Consider the following 23,882-nt stretch of genomic DNA (forward strand, 5'->3'; position numbering starts at 1 on the left):
GGCAGCACTTTACGCAGTTGATACGACCCCCGCTCGCAGAACAGAGGAGCCACCGATGACTACTTCCGGGCTGCCGGGTGGCGACGCACTACTGGCCGAGCCGGTCTTCCGAAACGTTCGTGGTCGCCACCGAGTGGAGAAAAGCCGATGACCCGGGTAATTGTCCTAGGTCCAGGCCCCGACACCGCGGGTGGTATCGGAGTGATGATGGGGCACTTGGCGCGTACCGAATCCGATCATTCGAGTTTTGAGTTCGTCGAGTCCGGCGGCGCACCTGGACCCCGTGCTCGACGCCTCTGCGCGTTCGGGCGGGCCATGTTGGCCTGCTGGGCTCCGGTTCCGGACGGCACTGTCTATCACGTGAACTTGGCCTCGAAGGGTAGTACGTGGCGAAAACTCGTGTTGACGGGTCTGCTGCGCGTCAGACGGCGCCCTTACGTGCTGCATTTACACGGTGGCGGTTACGCCGAATTTCTCAAGAATCTCAACGAGGTCATGACCGTGGCCGTTCGATCCATGTTCCGATCCGCGAGTTCTGTGGTGGTACTCGGCGAGTTGTGGCGCCAGTTCGTGAGCGAGGAACTGGGGGTCTCGGCGCAGAAGCTGCATATCATTCCCAATGCCGTTCCCGGTCCCACCGCGTTACCGAATCCGAGTTCCACTCCCACCGTCCTCTTCACGGGGAAGGTCACCCGGGCCAAGGGAATCGTTGAACTTCTGCAGGCGTGGAGTTCATTGCCGGACCACGTACGGACCCGACTGGTCCTGGCGGGGGACCTGCACGATCCCGATGGTTGCATCACCCGGTTGCTGGAAACAACGCCGGACGTGACCACCACGGGCTGGCTCGATGGTGAGCGGTTGAAGAAGGAACTTGCCCACGCCAGCATCTTGGTGCTGGCCAGCCACATGGAAAATCTACCGCTCTCGCTTCTGGACGGCATGGCGTGGGGCTTGGCCCCGGTGGTTACAGATGTGGGGTCCGTCTCGGACGTCATCACCGACGGTGACTCCGGATGGATCGTGCCCGTTGGGGCCCCGCGGGAATTGGCGAACGCCATGGAAATACTCCTGGCGGACACCCCTCGGAGAGTGGCCGTGGCCCAGGCCGCGCGGGCGCGGTGGCAAGAGCAATACGACATTGTCCACTACCGAAGTCGACTCGAAGACGTATATCGACAGGCCAGGACAGGGTAATAAAACCGAATAGAAGCCTTGTGTCAGTTCGGGGGGACGGGCACAAAGTATGGCTTCACAAGGGGGGACTAATGAGTTCGTACACTCAGGAAATTCTGAACAGGTCGTTGGGGAACGATATCCACTCGGCGACGGAAGCGGCCCTGGGCTTTGCGCGGAGCCGTGATTACGCCGGCACGGATCCATATGACGGGTTGCTCTCGCCCCTGGCTCCCCTGTTGAAGGGCAGGTTGCCTCGGCAGGTGTGGGTTCAGGCACACAAACGATTGGGGAACTCGCTGCGCTCGATGACGCGCGTCCCCAGAGTCACCATGACCAAGGCCATGGCGCTGTTCGCCATGGCAGAGCAGCATGGCGGCCACACGGATCGTGCTCACGAACTGATCACCAAGATCCTGTGCACGCGTGGCAGTGGGCCGTGGGGGTATGAATTCGACGTTCAGACCCGGTGGGCTCACTATCTGGCGAACTCTCCCAATGTAGTGGCCACGGTCTTCGCCCTGCGCGCCATCTCCGCCATGGAGCGGCTGGGCGAGGTTTCACCTGAAACCACCACCTGGCTGGAGAATCTCGCCCACCCGGACGGATTCTTCCGCTATACGGAGGCCTCCGATCGCCTGGTGCATAACGGGTCCCTGCTGGCCGCGGAGTCCCTGGCCATCCTGGGCGGAGACCCGAGCCTGATTCAGCGGGCCATCACCCGCACCGTGGAGGCGCAAGCCTCGGACGGCTCGTGGGCCTACGGCGAAGGTAAGGGGCTCGAATGGATCGATAGTTTCCACACGATCTACGTGTTGGATTCGCTGTACTTCCTGAAGCAGCAGGGCTACGAGATCGGCGACTCGTACGAGCGCGGGCTGGCCTACTGGTACGCCCACTGCCTGACCCTCGACGGGCTGCCGGTCTACAACGCGGACGAGGCCCACGCGTCCCACGACGTCCACAACGTGGCCACCACCGTGGGGTTCCTCGCGGGGTCGGCCCGCCGAGGTGATCTGGAGATCGATCCGGAGCCGACCATCCGGCACCTGCTGTCGCATCAGGGTGAGGATGGCGGATTCCGGAATAGTCCCAAGGCCTTGCCGCACATGCGCTGGAACCAGGCCCACGCGAGTTACGCACTGACTCGGTGGGTTGATCTCCTCAAAGGTGACGAGTCCGAGGAGGTGCAGTCATGAGTTTGCTTCACCGACCCCACTCCTCGGCCCATGAGGCCCGCGTGCGCATCCCGGCGCTGAGCAACCCATCGACTCCCGTTGAGTCTGCCAACCGTCTCCTGGGCACTCGCGTTGACCCGCTCACCATGGACGAGACGGTGCGGACCATTGAGGACCTCATCGAAAAGGACTCGGGTCACTACAACCACCTGGCCATGAACGCCGCCAAGCTTGTGGCAGCCAGCCATGATCAGCACCTTGTCGACAAGTTCGCCACCGCCACGCTGGTGACGGCCGATGGCCAATCACTCGTGTGGGCCTCCAGGCTGTTGGGTGCACCGCTGCCCGAACGCGTGGCCGGGATCGACCTCATGGACCGTTTGGTGGATGCCAGTGCGGAGAAGGGCTACCGGATCTACCTACTGGGTGCCACGGACACAGTGGTCCGTCAGGTGCGTTGGCGTTTCCTGGCGCGCGGGGCCAACGTAGTGGGATGGCACAACGGATTCTGGCGTCGCGACGACACGACCGACCAGGAAATGGCGGACGAAATCGCCCGCAGCAAGCCGGACATCGTGTTCGTGGGCGTGCCGTCCCCGCTCAAGGAGGACTTCGTCTTCGCCCACAAGGACCGCACGGGTGCGGGAATCTGCGTGGGCGTGGGCGGCTCCTTCGACGTGGTCGCCGGCATCACCTCCCGCGCCCCCAAGCTCGTGCAACGCATGGGCATGGAGTGGTTCTGGCGCCTGGTCCAGGAGCCGCGTCGTATGTTCAAGCGCTACTTGGTGGGCAATTCCAAGTTCGTCTGGCTCGTGGTGAGGGCACGATTGAACCGTGTCTGAGGCCCCCGCGGCTCGGGTGGCGCTGGGCAGCGCCACCACGAGTCCCCCCGCCGACTCCACCGAGGCACCTAGCCAGCTTGGCGCTCCCAAGCGGCCGGGTGCCCCGATGAGTGCGGCCAAGCAGTCCATCCTGGTGCTCGGCATTCGCGTGGGCGGGGCCGTGCTGCAGATGCTGCTGGTCGCCACAGTGGCTCTGCGCTTCTCCGTCACCGAGGTGGGTCTCAATGGCATCCTGTGGGCGGTCGCCCTGGTCGCGCGCATGGCCGGGCCCCTTGGTCTGGACGTCATGGGGCTGCGCTCGCAGTCTCCCTTGTGGGCTGAGGGCCGGAATGCCCAGGCGGTAACACTTGCGCGTCGCTATTCGGGTGCGCTGGTGCGCGTGTGGGGCATTGCGTTCGGCATTGCCGCCGTTGCGTGTGCGGCGTTGGCGCTCGGGGGTGGTCCCGGAGCCTGGTTCCTTTCGCTGGGCATCGTGGCGGTCACCTCTGCGTTCATGCAGCTCTACGTGGCTCAGCGTCAAGCACGCAACTGGCCGCTGCTGGGCCAGTTCATGGAGTCCATCGTGCTTCCCGCGCTCGGGCTGGTGGGGGCTCTGGTCACCTCGGTGCTCGCGCCGGACTGGCTGATCGCATCGCAGGTTATGGCCTTCGTGTTGGTCACACTGATTTTGTACGCCGCCTCACCGTCGGTTCAGGAGGGCCGCGCACGACGGCGCCGCGCGGCGTCGTCGGCCTCAGATGTCCCGTTCACGGGACGACACGCGAGGGCGGTCCCCGAACCGGGGCCCATATACGTTCCGCGGCATGCTTCGGGGGCACCTCACGCCGACGACGTCGCTCACGCCCCCATCCCGTGGCGCCCCGCCCTGACCGTGGGAGCGGGCAACGCGCTGACCTCGCTGTGCGTGCGAGGTCCCATGTTCGTGATCGGTGGGCAATCACTGGCCGCGGCCGGCGTGTATGAGGTGGCGCAGAAGATCCAGTCCGGCGGTGCCATGGGAACCTCCGCCGTGGCCACCGTTTTTGCTCCGCGGATTGCCGTGGAGCTGCGGAAACCCGCCGCCCTGATCAAGCTATTGGTGCAGGCCGGCGGTAGTTCGCTAGTGGTGCCGTTGGGGCTCCTGGCGTTCTTGTTCGTGGTGGGCTCGGACGGGCTCGTGGCCGTGCTGGGCGATGAGTACCAGGGCGCATGGGCGGCGTCGGTGGTGCTGGTGGTGTCCACGGTGATCAATGCGATCACCTCGGCCATGAGCAACGTGATGATGCTTGGGGGCCGCGAGCGGATGTTCGCGGCGATTGCAGCGGTGCAGATGCTGCTGGTGGTCGGTGGTGCTTTGGTCTCCGGTGCGGACACCGCGGTGACTATGGCCATGTGGGTGCTGATTGGCGAGGCATTCCGCTCCGCGTGCATGGTGGCCGGGTTGGTGCTGCATCTGCGGGCCGTGCGGGGCTAGCCTCGCTCCACCTCTCGCTGCAGAAGACTGGTCATGCGCAGCGGCATGGCTTCGAGCAGTGAGATGGACGTGGTGGTGCGCAGCAACCCCGGAGTTTCAAGGATCAAATTGGTGATCCGGTGCAGATCCGAGGTGCCCTTGGCCACCAGGCGTACGCGCAGGTCGGAGTCCCCGGTAGTCGCGTAGATCTCGATGATCTCGGGGATCCGCAGCAGGGCCTTCTGGGCGTCCTCGCTCGTTCCCTGCCGGATGGAGAGCTCCACGAAGGCCATGAGGTCATAGCCCAACGCGCGTGGATTGAGACGCTGGCTGACGGGACCCATGACCCCTCCCTCGGAGAGGCGGCGGAGCCGAGCATGCACGGTGTTGCGAGCCACGCCCAGGGTCTGGGCCAGAGCCAGGATCGTGGCGTTCGGATCCTTGTCCAGGGCCATGAGGATGCGGGCATCCAGAGGGTCGAGCTGGTACATGGTGTGCAGTATGTCACCTTAAAGCGCATTAGCTAAGCATTTAACGCAGTTCAAAATTAAAGTATTGCGCATATCGCTCATGGGGTTCACCATCTTTTCAGCGTGTCCTGGCTCACACTGAGAGCCGACTCTCCAACGGTCGCCCGTAACCCGGGCCCTTGGCATCTGAAAGGCCCCTTGATGACCACCAGTTCCACCACCAGCCCTATTTCCAGCCGGCTCGAGACCACCGAAGCCTCGCACCAGGCCACGGAAACCCGCCAGGCCAGCGAGGCTTCCGGGCGCACGCCCTCCGGGAGCGCGAACGACGAACCGCGCGTGCGCGACGTCGTATCCCAACTGCCCGGCTACGTTGCCGGCCGCCGCGCCACCGGTGATCTCACGGCGGCGCTGGCGTCCAACGAGAGCCACTACGAGCCGCTGCCCGCCGTTCTGGAGGTCGTGCAGCGGACCGCCGGACGGATGAATCGTTACCCGGACATGGCCGCCACTGAGTTGTGGGAACGGCTGGCGGACTTCCTGGACGTGGAACCCAACGAGGTGTCCGTGGGTCCCGGCAGCGTGGGTGTGCTCCAGCAGATCCTGACCGCCACGTGCGGTCCCGGCGATGAGGTCATTTTCGCGTGGCGTTCCTTCGAGGCGTACCCCATCCTGGTGAGCCTGACCGGCGCGACCCCGGTTCCTGTGCCCCTGGATTCCCACGAGGGCCATGACCTGGAGGCGATGCTCGCGGCCATCACCGACCAGACTCGCGTGGTCATGGTGTGCTCGCCCAACAACCCAACCGGGGTGGCGCTGGAGCACGATACATTGGCGGATTTCCTGGCCAAGGTCCCGCGCCACGTGCTCGTGGTGATCGACCAGGCCTACACCGAATACCTCGATGCCACCGAGACCCTGGACGCGCTGGCCCTGTTCCGCGCCCACAACAACGTGTGCGTGCTGCGGACCTTCTCCAAGGCGTACGGGCTGGCCGGGCTGCGCGTGGGGTACGCGGTGGCCCACCCGAATCTGGCCGAGGCCCTGCGCCGAGTGGCGTTGCCTTTCGGCGTGAGCACGCTTGCGCAGCAAGCAGCCATCGCGTCGCTCGAGGCCCAAGAGCAGTTGCGCGAGCGCGTGGCTGCGGTCGTCTCCGAACGACGTCGTATTGTCGCCTCCCTGCGCCAGGCCGGCTGGAACGTGCCGGGCAGCCAGGCGAATTTCGTGTGGCTGCGCGCGGGGGAGGACCTGTGCCAAGCGTTGGTCGACGCCTTCGACCGCTCCGATGTGCTCGTGCGCGCCTACGCCGGAGACGGCGTGCGGGTCACGCTGGCTGACCTCGCAACTAACGACCGGGTACTGGAGGTCCTCAAGGACCGCTCGGCCTTCCCCGCCGCCTGACCCACTAATTTCTCCCACCCTCTGCACCGGGTTCGCCCGGTTTCCTGGAATGCACCCGGTCCATACTGTTGGTGCAGGCCCGAAAGGAATCTCCCTTGTCCTTACGCCATAAGTCGCCGCTCTCCACTGCAGAGGGCGCGGCTCGATCTGATCGGGATGTCATGTCTCACTCTCCATCCACTCCATGCCCGGACATCAAGAAATCCGATGCCAGCCACATGAAGACCCGCCACCTGGTGATGATGGCGTTGGGTTCGGCCATCGGTACCGGGTTGTTCGTTGGTACGGGCAACGCAATTGCCGTGGCCGGTCCCGGCGTGCTGATCTCGTTCTTGGTCGCGTGCGTGATTCTCGTGTTGGTCATGCGTGCCATGGGTGAAATGGCGGCGGCCGAACCCGCTCGCGGTGCGTTCTCGTTATATGCCGAGCAGGCCATGGGCCGCACCGCCGGGCAGACCCTGGGTTGGCTCTGGTGGGTCCAGCTGGTCATCGTGATCGCCGCCGAGGCCACCGCCGCCGCGCAGATTCTGAACGAGATGTGGCCGGTGATTCCGCAGTGGCTCATGGCACTGGCCTTCATGGTCATCTTCACCGCGGTGAACCTCATCAGCGTCAAGGCACTCGGCGAGTCCGAGTTCTGGTTCGCGCTGCTCAAGGTGGGTGCCGTGGTCGTGTTCCTGCTGGTGGGCGTGGCCCTGCTGCTGGGACTATTGCCGGCGCCGTCGCCGGGGCTGACCAACCTCACAGAACACGGCGGGTTCATCCCCAATGGCTTCACGGGTGTGGCCGCGGCGCTGCTGATCGTGGTGTTTGCGTTCGGTGGTACGGAGCTCGTGGTTGTGGCTGCTGCCGAGACCGAGAATCCCAAGGAGAACGTGGTCAAGGCGATTCGTACCATCGTGGTGCGCCTGCTCGTGTTCTACATCGGTGCGGTGACGCTCATGGTGATCATCCTGCCGTGGAACGACGAATCCCTGTCCTCCAGCCCGTTCGTGGCAGTGCTGAGCGAGGTCGGCCTACCCGGTGCGCAGGTCGTGATGGCCATTGTGATCGTGTTGGCCCTGCTCTCCGCACTCAACGCGAACCTCTACGGCGCATCCCGCATGCTGCACTCATTGTCCTCGCGTGGCTACGCCCCGGCCCGGTACGCGACGTTGAGCGCTCAGGGCGTGCCCCGCGCGGCCGTGGTGGCGTCTGTGATCGTGGGATTCCTGACGGTCGGCGCCAATTATCTGTGGCCCGAGCAGTTGCTCGGGTTCCTGCTGAACACCATCGGCTCCACCGTTCTGGTGGTGTGGACCTTGTCCTTGATCTCGCAGATCATCCTCCGACGCCGCTCGGACCGTGCAGGACGTCAGCTTTCCTTCCGCATGTGGGGCTACCCGTACCTGTCGTACGTGGCTCTGGGTCTCATTGCGATGATCTTCGTGCTCGGCTTCTTCGACCCCGTGGTCCGGACCCAGTTGCTGTTGACCGGCAGCTTGGTGGTGATCATCGCGATTGCGTGCAAGCTACGGACGGCGCAGAAGGCGCGTAGTGCTTCCGCATCCGTCGACCGGTGATCGTCGCGGGGGACAGTGGGCACAATTCAGCTGGAGCGACTAACCTGCGGACATGGCTTATCACGCTGACTCCGCGGACCTGCAGACCAAAGAAGTACTCACGTGGGAGAGCTTCGGCACCGCCAGCCGTAACCTCGCCCAAATGATCGTCGACTCCGACTTCACCCCGGACATCATTATTGCCGTGGCCCGGGGCGGGTTGTTGCCCGCCGGCGCCCTGTCCTACGCCATGGGCGTCAAGCTCTCGGACGCGGTCAACGTGGAGTTCTACACGGATGTGCACGAGACCCTGCCGGACCCGGTTCTGCTGGCACCCATGCTGGACACCGAGTCGATCAGCGGCAAGAAGGTCTTGGTCGTGGACGACGTGGTCGACTCCGGGCGCACCTTGGCCCTCGTGCTGGAACTGCTCAGCGGTTACGGAGCACAGTGCCGTTCGGCCGTGGTCTATGAGAAACCCCAGTCGGAGGTGAAACCGGACTACGCGTGGAAGGCCACCGATGAGTGGATCGTGTTCCCCTGGTCGGATCAGGATCCGGTGACGCGGAGCAAGTAGTTGTAGCCCGCCCGGTTAGTGTGAACGGACTATGAGCGAAACATTGGTTGAAGTCAGCGGCGTATCCAAGACTGTTTATGGTCGTGAAATCCTGACACCGGTGAGTTTTGCTCTCAGCGCTGGTGAAGGTGTAGTCCTCACCGGGCCCAACGGCTCCGGCAAGACCACTCTTCTTAAGATCCTGGCCGGTCGGGACCTAGCTACTGGGGGAACCATCGAGGTGCACGATTCCCTCAAACACCGCGCTGGAATCGCCACAGTACTGGGCGACCCCCCGTACTTCGAAGACCTCACGGTCCTGGAACATCTCCGATTCGTGTGTGTCTCGTGGGGAGATTCGCCAGACACGTCCGAGCCGGAGCGCATTTTGGAGGCTCTCAAGATCGCGAGGATCCAGGACAGTTTTCCGCTTGAACTGTCTTCGGGTGAACGACAGCTCGTCTCCCTGGCCATCGGGCTCATACGGCCTTCCGAACTGATGATCCTGGACGAACCGGAACAGCGCTTGGACATCGAGCGGCGGGCACTCGTCGCGGAACTGTTGCTGGACAAGAAACGCAACGGCGGCGCCGTCGTCATGGCCACGCACGACCCACAGTTCGTGGAGGCGCTCGCGGACAGTCACGTGGCGCTGGGAATCACGGGCTGACATGCTTGGCGGTTCTCGACCAGCGCTTACTGAAGATGAGCGCGCACAGCGGAGCAGTATTGTCGAGGCGCAGCGCGTGCTCGGACCCAAGCAAACCGGCAACAAGAACCTCGTGTACTGGCTCTACCTCGCGGGGCCACTGGCTTGGTACGGCGTATTCGGGGTGCGGGAACTGGGGTACGCGGCGGGATCTGACACGATTCTTACCGCGTTCTTCATGAGTGGCTATCTGGCCATTCTGCTCGCGCCGTGGCTGCCCACCCGATATGGGCCGGTGGTGATCTCCGCGCAGGAGCTTTTCTATTTCGTGGAGGGGCCGTTCGGACTCCGTGGGACGGTCCTGCGGCGGACCGTACGCATTTGCCTCGGTGTGGCGGCGTGCGCGGGGTTGATATCTGCGGTGATCGCCGTCGGGCTGCGAGCGGAGGTGGTGGATGCGCTGCTGGTGGCTGGGTTTGGTATGGGAACGGCCGCGCTCTTTGCCTCCGGTATCGTCCTCGGTGGTTCAGGAGTGGCTACCTGGGCGCGACTTGCCTTCACAGGGCTGGGCTGCGGCATGCTTGGCCTGGCCTTAGGGGTGAACCTCGATCTCTGGCTTCTATGGGCGCTCACCGGGGCGGTCCTGGTCTGCGCAGTAGCAATGATGCTGTCGCTTCCCGCCGCGCTGGATCAGGTCACCGATGCGCGGCTGCGTACGGACCTGCGATCGCGGGAACTGCTCACCGCCGGGCTCGTCGCGGGGGATTTGCGGGTTGCCGCTTCGACCGGTGGGACGGTGCGGCGGTTCTTCCGGGGTTCTCGGCTGGCCCTGGGCTCTCACTCGTGGCTAAATGCGGTGTCCGTGGATGCACTGACACTTGTTCGACGGCCATTTCGGCTCATGGGTGCGCTGCTCATAAGTTTCTGCGCGGGTGCCGTCGTGACCGTTTTTGGTCCTGATCCGCTGCTGGTGGCGCTGGCAGTTGTGGTGCTGCAGTGGGTCTTCGGTGTGCTGGCCAAGGGGCTTAATGACTACCTGGAATCCGTGGGCGCGGATCGAATTATTCCGCAGGGTGTCTGGGGCACGGCGGTCCGGCATCTGATCCTGCCAGTGCTCTTGAGCGCATTGAGCTTGGCCTTGGGGTTTGTCACGGGGGACTGGTTGTTCCTGGGAACGACCATTGTCCCTGCGGCGTTCCTGATCCTCTTCCTCCTTCCGCCACTCATCAAGCTGAGTCTGAGCGGCGCCGGGGCCCTGCCCGCAGAGATGATGACTGGCGTGGTCACACCCATGGGGGACCTGTCAGCCATCGCGCGGATCGTATGGATGTTCCAGGGGCTCGTTCCCGCCGTGCTATTGGTAGTGCTGTTGCAATACATGTCGCTGTCCACGGGGGCTTGGTGGTTCCTCGGTGCGATGTTGATCTTCGCACTCGCTCGCCTCAAAAAGTTGTCCGACATCGAGCGTTTGGAGTGATGATTAGCGCGGGGATTCACGGTGCCCGAACTTTCCGGTCCCCAAGAGTGCATCGTGGGGCTTGAGGTCCGCACTATTACGGACTGGATTGTTTACCCCCGCTGCCCGAGCTGCTGTGGCAGCCATTCGATCAACAGATGGCGGCGTTGCGTGTCAATCAGGTCTTCCCACACGACGTATCGCACCCGCCAACCGTTGTCCTCGAGACGGTGACGGCGGAACATCTCATCGCCGTACTGACGACGGTCCACGTGATCGGCACCGTTGTACTCGACAGCAATCCTGGGTTCCGGCCAGGCCAGATCCAGGTAGCGATCGACGCCGTCCAGGACCACGTGGAAATTCAGAGCGGGCGGCGAAAACCCATGAGCAACAACAATTATTCGAGTCAGGGACTCAGTGGGGGCCAGGCGCCTTCAACGGCGGCATTAAGGGCAGCTCGAACGTTCCGCACGGTACGGGAGGTAGGAGGCAGTTTGTCGATCCGTCGATCCAGAAATTCTCGGCTGTACAACGGGAATGACTTGCCAGCGGGGGATCTGATGTTACGAGTCATGAGGGCGTCAAGACATGACGTCATTCGCCGGCGGGCCAAGTAAGGGGCAGCCACTACGAGTGCCTCAACAGGGTCGGCCAACATGCTCCCCCACGGGCCGGGAAACCGACCCAGGCCATACGACTTGGTCACCAGCGTGGTCTTATCCGGACACTTCCGCCGGAGGCCTAACCAGGAGAGGTAAGGAGTAGCCAGCATCTTCCGATACTCCCCGACACGTACGGGTGGCGCATGGCCGAGCACGTGATCCAGGTCCGCATCGGGCAACCCTACGGGGAGACCATAGAGCTGTAAGGCAGTCAGCCCCGTGACTCGCAGCCCTGACCCCGGACGGTCCAGAACGTGGTGCATTAACGCTGCACGTTGAAGTGCATCAAGTGGCCCGGAGGTGCGGACCCAGTGTCTGTCGGTGAGTCGCCGCATATGGGTGTCACGGTTCAATGACCTAGAAGCTCCACCCCATGCCGAAATTGTGCCCACGAGGGGCTTGATCCCCAGATCAGGCATGCGAATGAGTGGCGGCATAACCGGAGACTATGAATTCCCGTGAAGGTCCGCAGCCACCCAGGGAGATTGTGGAGGGCACACTCCGGAATTCTCAGGGCCTACAACACTTGAGTCCGCAAAACTGCTCTTCTAACCGGTCAGAATGCAGTTTTACGGACTCAAGTGTTGAGGGGCGGGGCGGCGGAGCTACTTCTTCACCCGCTCCCGCACCAGCGCCGCCGTGGCCTCGGCGATGGCTCGTTCCTCATCCGTGCTGATCACCAGCACCTCGATTGCCGACTCCGACGTGCTGATCCGCGCCACGTCGCCCTCGGGGGAGGCATTCAACTCGGGATCCAGTGCTATACCCAATGCACCCAGTTCATTGCACACCCGCGTGCGGAACTCCGGCGAGTTCTCACCAATACCCGCTGTGAAGATCAGGGCCTGAGCGCCACCCACGGCCACGTGATAGCCACCGATGTACTTGGCCAACCGGTACGCCGCCATGTCCAGCGCCAGCTGGGCCTTTTCATCACCGTTGGCCGCTCGCTGCTCCACGGCGCGCATATCGGAATCACCGGAAATGCCCTGCAGACCGGACTCCTTGTTGAGGATCCTGTCCAGTTCCTTGGCGGTCATTGCGGGGTTGCGGTCCAGCATGGCGGTGACCACGGAGGGGTCCAGATCGCCGGAACGCGTACCCATGATCAGGCCGGCCAGCGGCGTGTAACCCATGGAGGTATCGAAGGATTCACCGTTGCGGATGGCCGTGACAGAGGCGCCATTGCCCAGGTGCGCCACAATGCCGTTGAACTGCTCACGCGGAATCCCCAGCACATCGCAGGCCTTGCCCGTCACGTAGTCGTGGGACGTGCCGTGGAACCCGTAGCGACGCATGCCGTGCATGACATACATTTCCTCGGGAATCGCATAGCGCCAGGCCTTCTCGGGCATGGTGCGGTGGAAGGCGGTATCGAACACGCACACCTGCGGCATGTGCGGCCAGGTCTTCTGGATGGCACGCAACCCCAACGCCGAGGCGGGGTTATGCAGCGGAGCCAGGGGTGCCAGGCGTTCGATCGCGCGGATGATCTCGTTGTTGACCAGCACCGGCGCGGAAAACCTCTCACCACCGTGGACCACGCGGTGCCCGGCGGCGTCAATGGTGCGCCCACCCAGCTCTTCATCGAGCCGCTCGGCCAGGATCTCCAGCGCCTGCGTGTGGTCCTTGATCTCGGACGTGCCGATGTTCTGGATCAGACCTTTGGTGACGATTTCATCGGTCTCGACACCCTCGGTCGCCCGGGCCAGCGGTACGTTCTCGTTGATGGCCGGCATGGAGGAGGTGTACGGGTTGGTCGGTTCATCCGCCGTGGTCACCTCGCGCACCTGGTACTTGATCGACGATGATCCGCAATTGACAACGAGCACGAGCATGATGGGTCCTTCCGCGCGCCCGGTCGGTGGGCGCCTCTGGTGAGCTGGTCGAAGGGGCGACGCCGCCCGCGAACCTCGCGAGCCGCGTCGTACGTACTAGAGGCTCTGGGCCTGGATGGCCGTGATGGCCACGGTGTTGACGATGTCGTCCACCGTGCAGCCGCGAGACAAGTCGTTGACCGGCTTGCGCAGGCCCTGCAGCACCGGGCCCACGGCCACCGCGCCCGCGGACTGCTGGACCGCCTTGTAGGTGTTGTTGCCGGTGTTGAGGTCCGGGAAAATGAACACGGTTGCCTGACCGGCCACGTGGGACTCGGGCAGTTTGGACTTGGCGATGGAGGCGTCCACCGCGGCGTCGTACTGGATGGGGCCCTCGACCTCGAAGTCGGGATTGCTGGCCCGAACCAGCTCGGTGGCCGCCCGAACACGCTCCACGTCCTCACCCGAACCGGAACCACCGGTCGAGTAGGAGAGCATGGCCACCTTGGGGTCCACGCCGAACTGCTCGGCGGTCTGCGCGGAGGCCAGCGCGATGTCCGCCAGGGCCTGCTCATCCGGATTGGGGTTCACGGCGCAATCACCGTAAACCAAGGCGCGATCGGCCAGCAGCATGAAGAAGACCGAGGACACGATGTTGACACCCTCGCGGGTCTTCACGAACTCCAGGGCGGGGCGGATGGTGTTGGCGGTCGTGTGCACGGCACCGGAGACCATGCCGTCCACATCGCCCAGCTGAACCATCATCGTGCCGAAGTATGAACCGTCGGCCATACGTTCGAGCGCCTGTTCCTTGGTCACCCCCTTGTGCGAACGCAGCTTCACGTACTCGTCCGCGTAGCGACCGCGCAGTTCGTCGTCGTGCTGGAAATCGATCAGGTTGAGCCCCTCGGCCTCGAAATCCAGGTCGATGCCCTCGGACTGCGCCAGGGTCCTGATCTGTTCCGGATCGCCCAGGATGGTGAGGTCGCAGAAGTTGCGCCGGTGGATCATCTCCGCCGCGCGCAGGATGCGGGGGTCCTCACCCTCGGGCAGCACCACGTGTTTGCGATCGGCGCGCGCGGATTCCACGAGCTCGTGCAGGAAGCGCAGCGGGGTGCGCTTCACGGGCCGCGGCAGGTTCATGCGCCCGGCTAGCTCGTCGCTGTCCACGTACTGGGACCACGCGCCGCGGGCCGCCGCGACCTTGCGGGGGTGGGCGCCGCCCAGCGTGCCGCGCGTGGAGGCCACCGCGCTGGCCGAGTTGAAGGTGTCACGATCGGTGGTCAGCACCGGGAACGGCGCGGCGGCCAACAACGACGCGACCGCACCTTCCGGGCGGAAACCACCGGTCAGCAGCATGCCCGAGGGCACCGGTAATGACGCCGCGAACGACGACGCCAGGGTCGCCGACATCACGTCCGTCCGGTCACCCGGGGTGATCACCAGGTCACCGTCGGTGAGCTGATCCAGGAAGTGCCCCACGGTCATGGCCGCGATCTTGATGCCCTTGATGTCACGGTCCAGGGAGTTGTCATTGAGGTCGGTGCCGAAGCCTTGCGCGTCCACGAGTTCTGCAATGGTGGGATGGGAGATTGCGGTGACCTCGGGGATAACGTAGACCGGCAGGTTGTGGGCACCGGGTTTGGCGCGCCGGGTCAGTTCTTCGATCTGGTCGGGCGCGGCACGGTTGACGATGACCGCGTAGATGTCGCAACCGGCCTGGCGGAGCTCGGTGCGGGTGACGTCCACGGCGTTGACGGTGTCCTCCACGGATCCCGCGTCGTGAGCGCTGATGACCGCGGCCACCGAACACCCCATGTTGTTGGCCAGGCGAGCGTTGAGGTCGAACTCTGCGGTGGCCGCGTTGTGGGCGACCAGGTCGGTGCCGTCCACCAGGATCACATCGCACTCGCGGGCCATCTCGGAGTAAATGGAGACCGCCACGGAATCCAGTTCGTCGTGATCACCGGAGGCCAGGATCTCCCGCGTGCGAGCCAGGGAGACGCCGCCGCGGCAGCGGGAGTCGGGCAGATCGAACGTGCGCTTCATGAGTTGGAGCGCGGAGTCCTGCTCGGGGGAGTCACCGTCATGCACGGGGCGGAAGAACCCCAGCTTGTCCGTGCTGTTGAACAGCGTGTCCGCCAGCCCCAATGCCACCAGTGTCTTGCCGGACTGCGGTGTCATGGCGGAAACGTAGATGCCCTGGGTCATGGAGGTGGTCCCTTTCGGTTGGCGGTCTGCTGTCTCAGTTTAGAGACGACACGTGTGCAGCGCGGCAACAAAGGTGTGAATACCGAGGGTTTCACGGGCGCTTCGGTAAGAGAAGTGCCACACTGGAAGCATGTTGGTCGCCTTCTCAGTCTCTCCCAGTGGCGGGGACAACCCCGACGCTTCCGTTCACGACGCCGTGGCCGCCGCCGTCCACGTGGTCCGCGAATCCGGGCTCCCCAATCGCACCGATTCCATGTTCACCACCATCGAGGGTGAATGGAATGAATGCATGGAAGTGGTCCGCCAGGCCACCGCTGCGGTGGCGGAGTACGGCCCGCGCGTGTCCCTGGTGCTCAAGGCGGACATCCGGCCCGGTCACACCGGAGAGCTTTCCGGTAAGGTCGAGCGCCTCGAGGCTGCCATTCACAGTCACGAACTCAACCGTGCTCGGGAACGCCGCGGCATCACGTCCGGTTCCGCGGATCAGAAGTAACCGGGCGTCCCGGGGCCAGTGAGCAAGAAACGTAACCATAAGAATCGGCGGGATCAGGCAGAGACCGTGAGCGCGGCGTCGTCGGACGCGGCAGGTCTGAGCGAAGGTACCTGGCACACCGACACCGGGACCGTGCAGCTTGAACATGACTCGTACGTGCCCGGCGCGTGGGTGTTGCGCGTCAACGGTGTGCCGTCATCGCACATCGTGCCGGACCGACCGGACCAGCTCGAATTCGAGTACATGAGGTGGTTCAGCGCGCTTGCCGAAGAGCACGTGGACCGCCACCTGGACCCCACCACCCTGCGCCTTTTGCACCTGGGCGGCGGCGCGTGTTCCATGGCGCGCTACCTCGCATGGCGCTATCCCGCTGCCCGCCAGGTGGTCGTGGAACTCGACGCCGCTCTCACGCGCCTGGTCCGCGAATGGCTCGATCTGCCCCGCGCACCCCTCCTTCGGATCCGAGCCGGGGATGCCCGTGAAGTCACTGAATCACTGCATGAGTCATCGCGCGAGGTGATCCTGCGTGATGTGTTTGCCGGCGAGCAAACACCGGGGCATTTGCGGACTGTGGAGTTCGCGCGGCACGTGGATCGAGTGCTGACACCGGACGGCATCTACCTCATGAACGTGGGGGACACCCGCAATCTCAAGGGAACCCGCGCGGAGCTGGCTGCACTGCTGGAGGTGTTCGAGCACGTGGGTGCGGTTGCGGATCCCGCCATGCTGAAGGGGCGCCGATATGGCAACGTGGTGTTGGCTGCCTCGCACGCACCGCTGCCCGAGCCCGGATCCGAGGCGGGTGCCGCCCTGGCCAAGGAACTGTTGGGTGGGCCGCTGCCCGCGCAGTACAAGGACACCGCGTGGTGCCGCCAGCTCGTGGCCGAAACGCAGCCGTGGCACGACAAACCGGCGGACCAGATGCCGGCGGTGGGGACCATTACGGGCGCGTGAGCCACCCGTCATGGTCCAGCGCACCATTTCTTCCGGCTTCACTGCGCAGTAGCCCGGCCTACCGTGCAGTAAACCCGGACCCGATGGCTCCGGGCCCTCCCGTTCCACGCCGGGTCACCGTAGCGTGGGCCCATGACTAGCTACGTGAGCTCACTGGCCATTGACGCCCAGGACCCGAAAGCCCTCGCCCGCTTCTGGTGTGAGGTTCTGAACTACCGGATCGATGACGAGGAAGAGGGCTTCGTCAGCACCACGCCCACCGAGGGGCAGGGCCCGCGGCTGGACTTTCTGCAAGTTCCGGAGGGCAAGACCGTGAAAAATCGGCTGCACCTGGACATCCGGGCCCTCGACTCGAACCAGGACGCGGAAGTGGCACGCGTTGAATCCCTGGGCGCCTACAGGGTGGACGTGGGCCAAACCAGCAAGGACAGCTGGGTGGTGCTCGCCGACCCGGAGGGTAATGAGTTCTGCATCCTCTCGGATCCGCAGGAGTAACCCATACTCGCCAGTGTGTGGCTGGTCCGAGCGCTGATCAGGTCCCAGGGGCAGATCTTCTTCCAGCGCGCCACACTCAGCGGTCTGGTGGTCCTGCTGGCCCTGACGGTGGCGTCCCCGTGGTTGGCGGGTGCCGCGGTGCTCGGCGCCGCGGTGCAGACCGGAGTATCCCTGCTGCTGCGCCGGCCGAGGTCCGTGCCAGCGCATCGCGACGCCGCGGACGGCATTCACGGGTTCTGCGGAGCCCTCACCGGGTGCGCGGCGTTGCTCGCATGCGGCCCCTCTACCGCCGCGCTCACCTGGACCGTCCTGGGCAGCGCTCTGTGCGCGTTGCTCGTACGGTTCCTCGAACGAATACGCATCTTCACGTGGTTGCCCATGCTCACGGGCCCGTTCTGCGCGGTGAACTCTGCGCTGAACCCGGTCTTCGGGCGGTGGCATCAAGACGTCTCCGCGGTACCGCGGTTCGAGCCGATCGGGCCGCTCCCTGGTCTCGTCACCGGAACGCTCCGGGCCTGCGCGCAAGTCCTCCTGACCGATCACCTGCTGACGGGCCTGGTGGTCCTCGCCCTCATGTTTCTCGCCGGAGCGCGCGAGGGCCTGTGGTCGCTCACCGGTGCAGTGGCAGCCACGGCCCTGGGCTTCTGGATCCTCGGTGGAGAACCCGCCGCGGCGGGCCTGGCCGGCTTCTTGACCGCCCTTGCCCTGGGCGCGCTCTTCCCACCCGCCGACGCCGCTCGCGCAGTTCGCTTGCTCGTCCCCTTGGCGGGTGCGTGCCTCACGGTCCCGCTGTGGGGGGCGCTGCAGCACACCGGGATGGCCATGTACACGTGGCCGTTCGTGCTGACCACGTGGGCGGTACTGATCGCGCAGCACCGGTGGGCGCGACGGGAAGTGGCCCGGGCGGCGTCGTAGTCGAAGAGCGAGCTACGCCGTCCAGCCCTCGATCACGGCAATGCCGAAAAAGACCACGAACGCGCCGGCCACCACGTACATGAGCGGGTGGACGTCGCGCCAGCGGCCCTGCACCAGGCGGATGAACACGAAGGACACGAAGCCCGCGCCAATGCCGTGCGCAATGGAGTAGGTGAACGGCATGACGGCGAAGGTCAGGAACGCGGGAACGGAAACGCCCCAGTCCTCCCAGTCGATGTGCACCACGTTCTTGGCCATCAGGAATCCCACGACCACCATGGCCGGGGCCACGGCCTCGAAGGGCACCACGTTGACCAGCGGGGTCAAGAACATGGCCAGCAGGAACATGATGCCGGTGACCACGTTGGCCAGGCCGGTGCGAGCGCCGTCGGCGATACCGGTGGAGGACTCCACGAAAATCTGGTTGGACGAGACCGAGCCCGCGCCACCGGCCACGGCGCCGAGCGCGTCGACCAGAAGCACGCGGTCCACGCGCTCGATCTGACCGTTCTTGTCGACCAACCCGGCCTGCTGGGAGAGGCCCACCATGGTGCCCATGGCGTCGAAGAAAATGGACAGCAAAATGGTGAAGATCAGCAGCATGCACGCAATCACGCCCAGTTCGCGGAAGGCGTCGATGGGGGCTGCCGAGCCGATCAGGGAGAGGTCGGGGAGCGCGAACAGGCCCTCGGGATTGGCGGGAACCACCAGGGACCAGCCGTTGGGGTTGTCCACGGAGGAACCGGACGGGGAGACCGCCTCGAGGATGTGGGCGAAGATGGTGGTTGCAACCACCGCGATCAAAATGCCGCCGCGCACGTTGCGCACCAGCAGCGCCACGGTCAGCAGCAGGCCCACCACGAACGTGAGGGTGGGCCAGCCGAACAGTTCACCGCCGGTGCCCATTTGCACGGGAACGGTGGTGCCGGCGGCGTCCGGGATGCGGCGCACGAAGCCCGCATTGACGAACCCGATCAGCGCAATGAACAGACCGATGCCCACCACGATCGCGGTCTTCAAAGACGGCGGCACCGCGTTGAACACCGCGGTGCGGAAGCCGGTGAGCACCAGCACCACCATGATCAGACCGGCCCAGATGACCAATCCCATGACCTCGGGCCAGGTCAGACCCGGGTTCGTGGCGATCGTGACCGCCAGGAACGCGTTCACGCCCAATCCGGTGGCCAGCGCGAACGGGGATTTGGCCCACACGCCCATGGCAATGGTCAGTACGCCCGCGACCAGAGCGGTCATGGCGGCCACGCGCTCGCCACCCAAGATATTTCCGGCGCCGTCCGGACCGTAGCCCAGGACGAGTGGGTTCAGCACCACGATGTAGCTCATGGCGATGAAGGTGGCCAGGCCACCGCGAATTTCTCGTCCCACGGTGGAACCGCGTTCGGAAATGTAGAAGAAGCGGTCCAGCGCTCCGCGGGGTTCGCGCGTTTGCGAAGCGGGCTTGGTCGGTGACGACATGAAGATCCTCACGGGTCAAAGGCACAACGGCAGCGCGCGGTACGGCTACCGGAATGGGGGCGTTTGTGTAGAAATACTACGCCGACGGCGCAGCCGCTGCCGCGGTCAGTGTTCTCGCGTGATTGCCTTCACTGGCGCGGTGTTGCTCAACTCACAGCCATGCTGGCCCGTCCTCAGTACGCTGGTGCCAGGGGAACGATGATTGCCCGGGGAGGACAAAGCTCATGACGAAGTCCGCAGAGGCACAATTCACCCACGTCACCACGTGGCTCACCGACATGGACGGTGTGCTGGTCCGCGAGAACACGGCCATCCCCGGTGCGGCGGAGCTCCTGGAACTGTGGGAAGAACGGGGCCAGGAGTACCTGGTGCTGACGAACAACTCCATTTACACCCCTCGCGATCTGGCGGCTCGGTTGGCGCGCTCGGGACTGCATGTGGCGGAGGAAAATCTCTGGACGTCCGCGCTGGCCACCGCGCAGTTCCTCAAGAATCAGAACGCCGGTTCCCGCGCTTACGTGATCGGAGAAGCGGGGTTGACCACGGCTTTGCATGAGGCGGGGTTCGTCCTGACGGACACCGATTGCGATTACGTGGTCCTGGGTGAGACCCGAACGTATTCGTTCGAGGCCATCACCAACGCGATCCGGTTGATCCTCAACGGTGCGCGTTTCATCTCGACCAACCCGGATACCACCGGACCATCGCCGGAGGGGCCCATGCCGGCCACGGGATCGGTTGCGGCCCTGATCACGGCGGCCACCAACCTCCACCCTTACGTGGTGGGCAAGCCGAACCCCATGATGTTCCGCTCCGCCCTCAACCAGATCGGTGGGCACTCGGAGACCACCGCCATGCTGGGTGACCGGATGGACACGGACATCGTCTCCGGTATGGAGGCGGGCCTGCGGACCGTTCTGGTCTACAGCGGAGTGACCACGCCCCAGGACGTGGAGCGGTTCCCGTTCCGACCCACCCTGGCGCTGGATTCGGTAGCCGACCTGGTGGAACTACTCACTGTCGACGGGCAGGACGCGGCCGGGGCGGCGTCGTAAATCGAATATCGCCTGACCCGGGTGTGACGGAACATTACGCGGGGGTGGCCCGGTGTGTGTGATTGCCCAAATTTCACTACCGTAGAACCCAGTCCCCGCAGGCACGCGAGTATGCGTGCGCGTTGAAAGGAAATACCAGCTGTGACAGCACCTACTTCAGCACGTCCGTTGCGCGTTGCCGTGATCGGAGCGGGTCCGGCGGGCATTTACGCCGCCGACATGCTCACAAAGTCCGAGGCCGTGCGGGAAGGCGAGCTGGAAGTCAGCGTTGATCTGTACGACCGCTACCCCACCCCGTTCGGTCTGATCCGCTACGGTGTGGCCCCGGATCACCCGCGTATCAAGGGCATCATCACTGCGTTGCGCTCGATTCTGAGCCGCGGCGACATCCGCTTCTTCGGCAACGTGGAGTACGGCAAGGACCTCACGTTGGGGGAATTCCTGTCGCATTACGACGCCGTGATTTTTGCCACCGGTGCTGTCAACGACGCTCCGTTGGAGATTCCCGGTTCGGATCTGGATGGTTCCTACGGTGCCGCCAAGTTCGTCGCTTGGTACGACGGTCACCCCGACTACCCGCGGACCTGGCCGCTCAACGCCAAGGAAGTTGCTGTGATCGGCAACGGCAATGTGGCGCTGGACGTGGCGCGTGTGCTGTCCAAGCACGCTGACGACATGCTCGTCACCGAAATCCCGGGCAACGTCTACCAAGGGCTGCGCGATTCGCCGGTCACGGACGTGCACGTGTTCGGCCGCCGGGGCCCCGCTCAGATCAAGTTCACCCCGCTCGAGCTGCGTGAGCTGGCCAAGTCCCGCGACGTGGACATCGTGCTCTACAACGAGGACTTTCAATTCGACGAGGCCTCCGAGCAGGCCATGGTCGAGAACAATCAGACCAAGGTCATGATGAAGACGCTCAACAAGTGGCGTGAGGACGATTCGCCCAAGACCGCGTCCCGCCGCTTGCACCTGCACTTCCTGCAGACGCCCTCCGAGATTTTGGGCGACGAGGACGGCAAGGTCAACGGCATCCGGATGGAGCGCACACGCCTCAACGGCGACGCTTCCGTGACCGGCACCGGCGAGTACATCGACTACCCGATTCAGGCGGTTTACCACGCCATCGGTTACCTGGGTTCGCCGCTTCCGGAGGTCCCGTTCAACCCCGAGCGCGGCGTGATTCTCAACGAGGAAGGCCGCGTGGTCGACGCCGAAGGCGCCGTGGTTCCGGGCGTCTATGCCACCGGTTGGATCAAGCGCGGTCCCGTGGGCCTGATCGGCGCCACCAAGTCCGACGCCCTCGAGACCATCAACCACTTGCTCGAGGACCGCACCGCCCTGGCCGATCCGGACTTCCCGGAGCCCTCCGCCATCGAGTCACTGCTCGAGGAAAAGGGCGTCGAGTACACCACCTGGGACGGCTGGCTCGACCTGGACGAGTACGAGCAGAACCTCGGCCAGTCCTCCCACGACGCCGAGGGCAACCCCCGCGAACGCGTCAAGGTGGTCGACCGCGACGAGATGCTCTCCGTCTCCCGCCGCGGGGTCCACGCCCGTAGCTAGTTCTCGTCGGTAATTACCCGCCGACGACGCCGCCCCATCCAGTTCCCGCGTTCACTCCGGGCTGGGTGGGGCGGTGTTGTTTAGATGGCCACTGCGGGCTGATCGACAGTGAGACCCGAGAATCGAGTTTCCCCGGGTGTGCCGTCGATCAGGATGCAGGGTGGTCCGGGGTAGTGGCTCTCATGCCAACCAGAGTGCACGGTGTCTCGAACTCCACATCGGGCAAGTGTCATTTCTATCGGCTGGATGGATTTCTAGTCTCCGAGATATGAAGAAACTCGGTGAGCCTTTAGAACTTGGACCGCGCCCGCTCGTCAGGTCCACGGCACAGCTGGGTAGTCGAGCTCGAGATCTTGAGAGACGCCCGGGGACTCACAAATTGGTTCGGGGAATGTGGGTTTGCTCGGAAGCTTCGCCGGAGCCAGTCCAAAGGTCCCTGCTGTTGCACGACCACTATTCGAAGAATGGCGTGGGGCTGAGTATCACCGGCATTCACGCGCTGGAGTTGTTCACGCTGCCGGTCGGGTACACCAAACGCTGGGTCAACGACTTCTTGAGCGACCCATCACCCCCGCGGGCACGCGAACTGAGGCAGGCGTTCGAAATCCCTCATCTTGCGTGGTCGGGATCCCGCCCCACGGTACGTGAGCAGGGAATGCGATTAACCAAGTCCCATGGGCTGAAAACCTATGCGGGTCCCTGGGGCACGCGACTGGCCCATCCAGTCGAAGCTATGGTGGCAGCAGCACCATATCTGTCTCAATGGCGGCTGACTGCCTGTCTGGACGCGCTGATGTCTGGAGCATTGCAGATTCCAGAGTTCACCCCTCAGCCCGCAATGACAAACGAGGAAATTACGGCAGCCATTTCACACCTGCCAGCGCGGAACCCAGCCGTCATCGCGGCGAAGCGGGCACTGAGGAACGCGGCAGAACCGGTGTGGTCACCCATGGAGACGTTGGTGCGCCGGATGGTTGTCACCCAAGGATTTCCGGAGCCGATCTTGAACCACCCCGTGATGATCGAAGGTGAACTCGCCTACCCGGATCTTTCCTGGCCCGAACTGCGAGTGGGCCTCGAATACAACGGTGAGATCCATTTACTGGATCGCCGCACGTACGGCACGGAGATGAATCGCATCCGCACTTTTCAAGATCACGGCTGGGATCTCAACATCTTGGTGCTGGACGACCTCGAAGATCCGGCTCTTCGTTGGAAGTGGATTCAGTGGTTGGCTGAAAAGCTCAATCGCCGCTCCCAACGCGCAGGCTGATCAACGTTAGAGCCCCGGCAGTCGGCGGCTCGTAATCTGATGAACGTTAGAGCCAGGAACTCGGATTTCTAGGGTCCTAACGTCGACCAATTTTCAGACCCCAGGAACCAACGGTTGTACCGTCAATTAGATTGCACGAGCGACATGCTGCGCATCGGAAACAGGGTCGAAACGTGGCTCTTCAGAGTTGAGTGTGGGGTGAGGCGTCGAGTCCACCGGTGATGAGGAGCATGCGGAGGCGGTAGTGCTCGAAGTTGCGGAAGC

21 protein-coding genes are annotated in these 23,882 nt (G+C 64.1%); 16 read left to right on the forward strand and 5 right to left on the reverse strand.

All coding sequences use genetic code 11. The features are described from left to right. Positions 1-147: 147 nt before the first annotated feature. The 4 genes from RF638_RS14690 to RF638_RS14705 all read left to right on the forward strand — a co-directional run bounded on the left by RF638_RS14690 (position 148) and on the right by RF638_RS14705 (position 4,649). Positions 148-1,197, forward strand: coding sequence for a glycosyltransferase family 4 protein (locus RF638_RS14690; protein WP_259914586.1), 1,050 nt, complete (start codon positions 148-150; stop codon positions 1,195-1,197). Positions 1,198-1,268: 71 nt separating this feature from the next. Then, complete coding sequence (locus RF638_RS14695) at positions 1,269-2,375, forward strand: prenyltransferase/squalene oxidase repeat-containing protein (protein WP_368842333.1); 1,107 nt, start codon at positions 1,269-1,271, stop codon at positions 2,373-2,375. Continuing rightward, a complete protein-coding gene (locus tag RF638_RS14700) occupies positions 2,372-3,196 on the forward strand; it encodes a WecB/TagA/CpsF family glycosyltransferase (protein WP_095798676.1) in 825 nt (274 codons plus the stop codon). The genes RF638_RS14695 and RF638_RS14700 overlap by 4 nt, the downstream gene beginning before the upstream one ends. Further along, the gene (locus tag RF638_RS14705) at positions 3,189-4,649 is read left to right on the forward strand and encodes a lipopolysaccharide biosynthesis protein (RefSeq protein WP_259914591.1); all 1,461 of its coding nucleotides are present in this window, start codon (positions 3,189-3,191) and stop codon (positions 4,647-4,649) included. The genes RF638_RS14700 and RF638_RS14705 overlap by 8 nt, the downstream gene beginning before the upstream one ends. Here RF638_RS14705 and RF638_RS14710 read toward each other — a convergent pair. After that, positions 4,646-5,119 carry an Lrp/AsnC family transcriptional regulator gene (locus RF638_RS14710; RefSeq protein WP_095798674.1) on the reverse strand — a complete coding sequence of 158 codons (474 nt, stop codon included), beginning with the start codon at positions 5,117-5,119 and terminating at the stop codon, positions 4,646-4,648. The genes RF638_RS14705 and RF638_RS14710 overlap by 4 nt on opposite strands. Positions 5,120-5,299: 180 nt before the next feature. Here RF638_RS14710 and hisC point away from each other — a divergent pair, with 180 nt between their 5' ends. From hisC to RF638_RS14735, 5 genes are all read left to right on the forward strand, one after another. Continuing rightward, positions 5,300-6,499 (forward strand): histidinol-phosphate transaminase, encoded by a 1,200-nt coding sequence (gene hisC, locus RF638_RS14715; protein ID WP_259914609.1) that lies wholly within the window; start codon positions 5,300-5,302, stop codon positions 6,497-6,499. 161 nt (positions 6,500-6,660) lie between these two features. Then, positions 6,661-8,061 (forward strand): amino acid permease, encoded by a 1,401-nt coding sequence (locus RF638_RS14720; RefSeq protein WP_368842334.1) that lies wholly within the window; start codon positions 6,661-6,663, stop codon positions 8,059-8,061. Positions 8,062-8,113: 52 nt separating this feature from the next. After that, positions 8,114-8,617: a phosphoribosyltransferase gene (locus RF638_RS14725; protein WP_259914614.1), complete on the forward strand. Its 504-nt coding sequence runs from the start codon at positions 8,114-8,116 to the stop codon at positions 8,615-8,617. 31 nt (positions 8,618-8,648) lie between these two features. Further along, entirely contained in the window at positions 8,649-9,266 is a 618-nt protein-coding gene (locus RF638_RS14730; protein WP_259914616.1) for an ABC transporter ATP-binding protein, read from the forward strand. Between the two features lie 76 nt (positions 9,267-9,342). Next, positions 9,343-10,722, forward strand: a complete 1,380-nt coding sequence (locus RF638_RS14735; protein ID WP_259914618.1) for a hypothetical protein — start codon at positions 9,343-9,345, stop codon at positions 10,720-10,722. A 92-nt stretch (positions 10,723-10,814) separates the two neighbouring features. Here RF638_RS14735 and RF638_RS14740 read toward each other — a convergent pair whose 3' ends face one another. The 3 genes from RF638_RS14740 to pta form a co-directional block, all read right to left on the reverse strand. Then, on the reverse strand, positions 10,815-11,057 hold the full coding sequence (locus tag RF638_RS14740; RefSeq protein WP_259914619.1) for a hypothetical protein: 243 nt from the start codon (positions 11,055-11,057) through the stop codon (positions 10,815-10,817). A 914-nt stretch (positions 11,058-11,971) separates the two neighbouring features. Then, positions 11,972-13,204 carry an acetate/propionate family kinase gene (locus RF638_RS14745; protein WP_315276006.1) on the reverse strand — a complete coding sequence of 411 codons (1,233 nt, stop codon included), beginning with the start codon at positions 13,202-13,204 and terminating at the stop codon, positions 11,972-11,974. Positions 13,205-13,300: 96 nt separating this feature from the next. Next, complete coding sequence (gene pta / locus RF638_RS14750; RefSeq protein ID WP_259914623.1) at positions 13,301-15,394, reverse strand: phosphate acetyltransferase; 2,094 nt, start codon at positions 15,392-15,394, stop codon at positions 13,301-13,303. A 130-nt stretch (positions 15,395-15,524) separates the two neighbouring features. Between pta and RF638_RS14755 the strand changes: the two genes are divergently transcribed. The 4 genes from RF638_RS14755 to RF638_RS14770 all read left to right on the forward strand — a co-directional run bounded on the left by RF638_RS14755 (position 15,525) and on the right by RF638_RS14770 (position 18,251). Then, positions 15,525-15,887 (forward strand): thiamine-binding protein, encoded by a 363-nt coding sequence (locus RF638_RS14755; RefSeq protein ID WP_259914624.1) that lies wholly within the window; start codon positions 15,525-15,527, stop codon positions 15,885-15,887. An 18-nt stretch (positions 15,888-15,905) separates the two neighbouring features. Further along, positions 15,906-16,841, forward strand: a complete 936-nt coding sequence (locus RF638_RS14760) for a spermidine synthase (RefSeq protein WP_259914625.1) — start codon at positions 15,906-15,908, stop codon at positions 16,839-16,841. A gap of 132 nt (positions 16,842-16,973) precedes the next feature. Then, a complete protein-coding gene (locus RF638_RS14765; protein ID WP_259914627.1) occupies positions 16,974-17,336 on the forward strand; it encodes a VOC family protein in 363 nt (120 codons plus the stop codon). A gap of 15 nt (positions 17,337-17,351) precedes the next feature. Then, on the forward strand, positions 17,352-18,251 hold the full coding sequence (locus tag RF638_RS14770) for an urea transporter (protein ID WP_259914628.1): 900 nt from the start codon (positions 17,352-17,354) through the stop codon (positions 18,249-18,251). Positions 18,252-18,263: 12 nt separating this feature from the next. Here the strand turns inward: RF638_RS14770 and RF638_RS14775 are convergent, their stop codons facing one another. Next, positions 18,264-19,727: an NCS2 family permease gene (locus RF638_RS14775; protein ID WP_259914630.1), complete on the reverse strand. Its 1,464-nt coding sequence runs from the start codon at positions 19,725-19,727 to the stop codon at positions 18,264-18,266. A gap of 224 nt (positions 19,728-19,951) precedes the next feature. On the opposite strand from RF638_RS14775, the gene RF638_RS14780 reads away from it, so the two are divergent. The 3 genes from RF638_RS14780 (at position 19,952) to RF638_RS14790 (ending at position 23,618) form a co-directional block, all read left to right on the forward strand. Then, positions 19,952-20,782 (forward strand): HAD-IIA family hydrolase, encoded by an 831-nt coding sequence (locus RF638_RS14780; protein WP_259914639.1) that lies wholly within the window; start codon positions 19,952-19,954, stop codon positions 20,780-20,782. A 141-nt stretch (positions 20,783-20,923) separates the two neighbouring features. Beyond that, positions 20,924-22,345, forward strand: a complete 1,422-nt coding sequence (locus RF638_RS14785) for an FAD-dependent oxidoreductase (RefSeq protein WP_315276014.1) — start codon at positions 20,924-20,926, stop codon at positions 22,343-22,345. A gap of 442 nt (positions 22,346-22,787) precedes the next feature. After that, positions 22,788-23,618, forward strand: coding sequence for a hypothetical protein (locus RF638_RS14790; RefSeq protein ID WP_259914659.1), 831 nt, complete (start codon positions 22,788-22,790; stop codon positions 23,616-23,618). The last annotated feature ends 264 nt before the right edge of the window (positions 23,619-23,882 follow it).

Origin of the sequence: Kocuria sp. CPCC 205235 (genome assembly GCF_040980905.1) — a bacterium.
In the GTDB taxonomy this organism is placed as follows: Bacteria; Actinomycetota; Actinomycetes; order Actinomycetales; family Micrococcaceae; genus Kocuria; species Kocuria carniphila.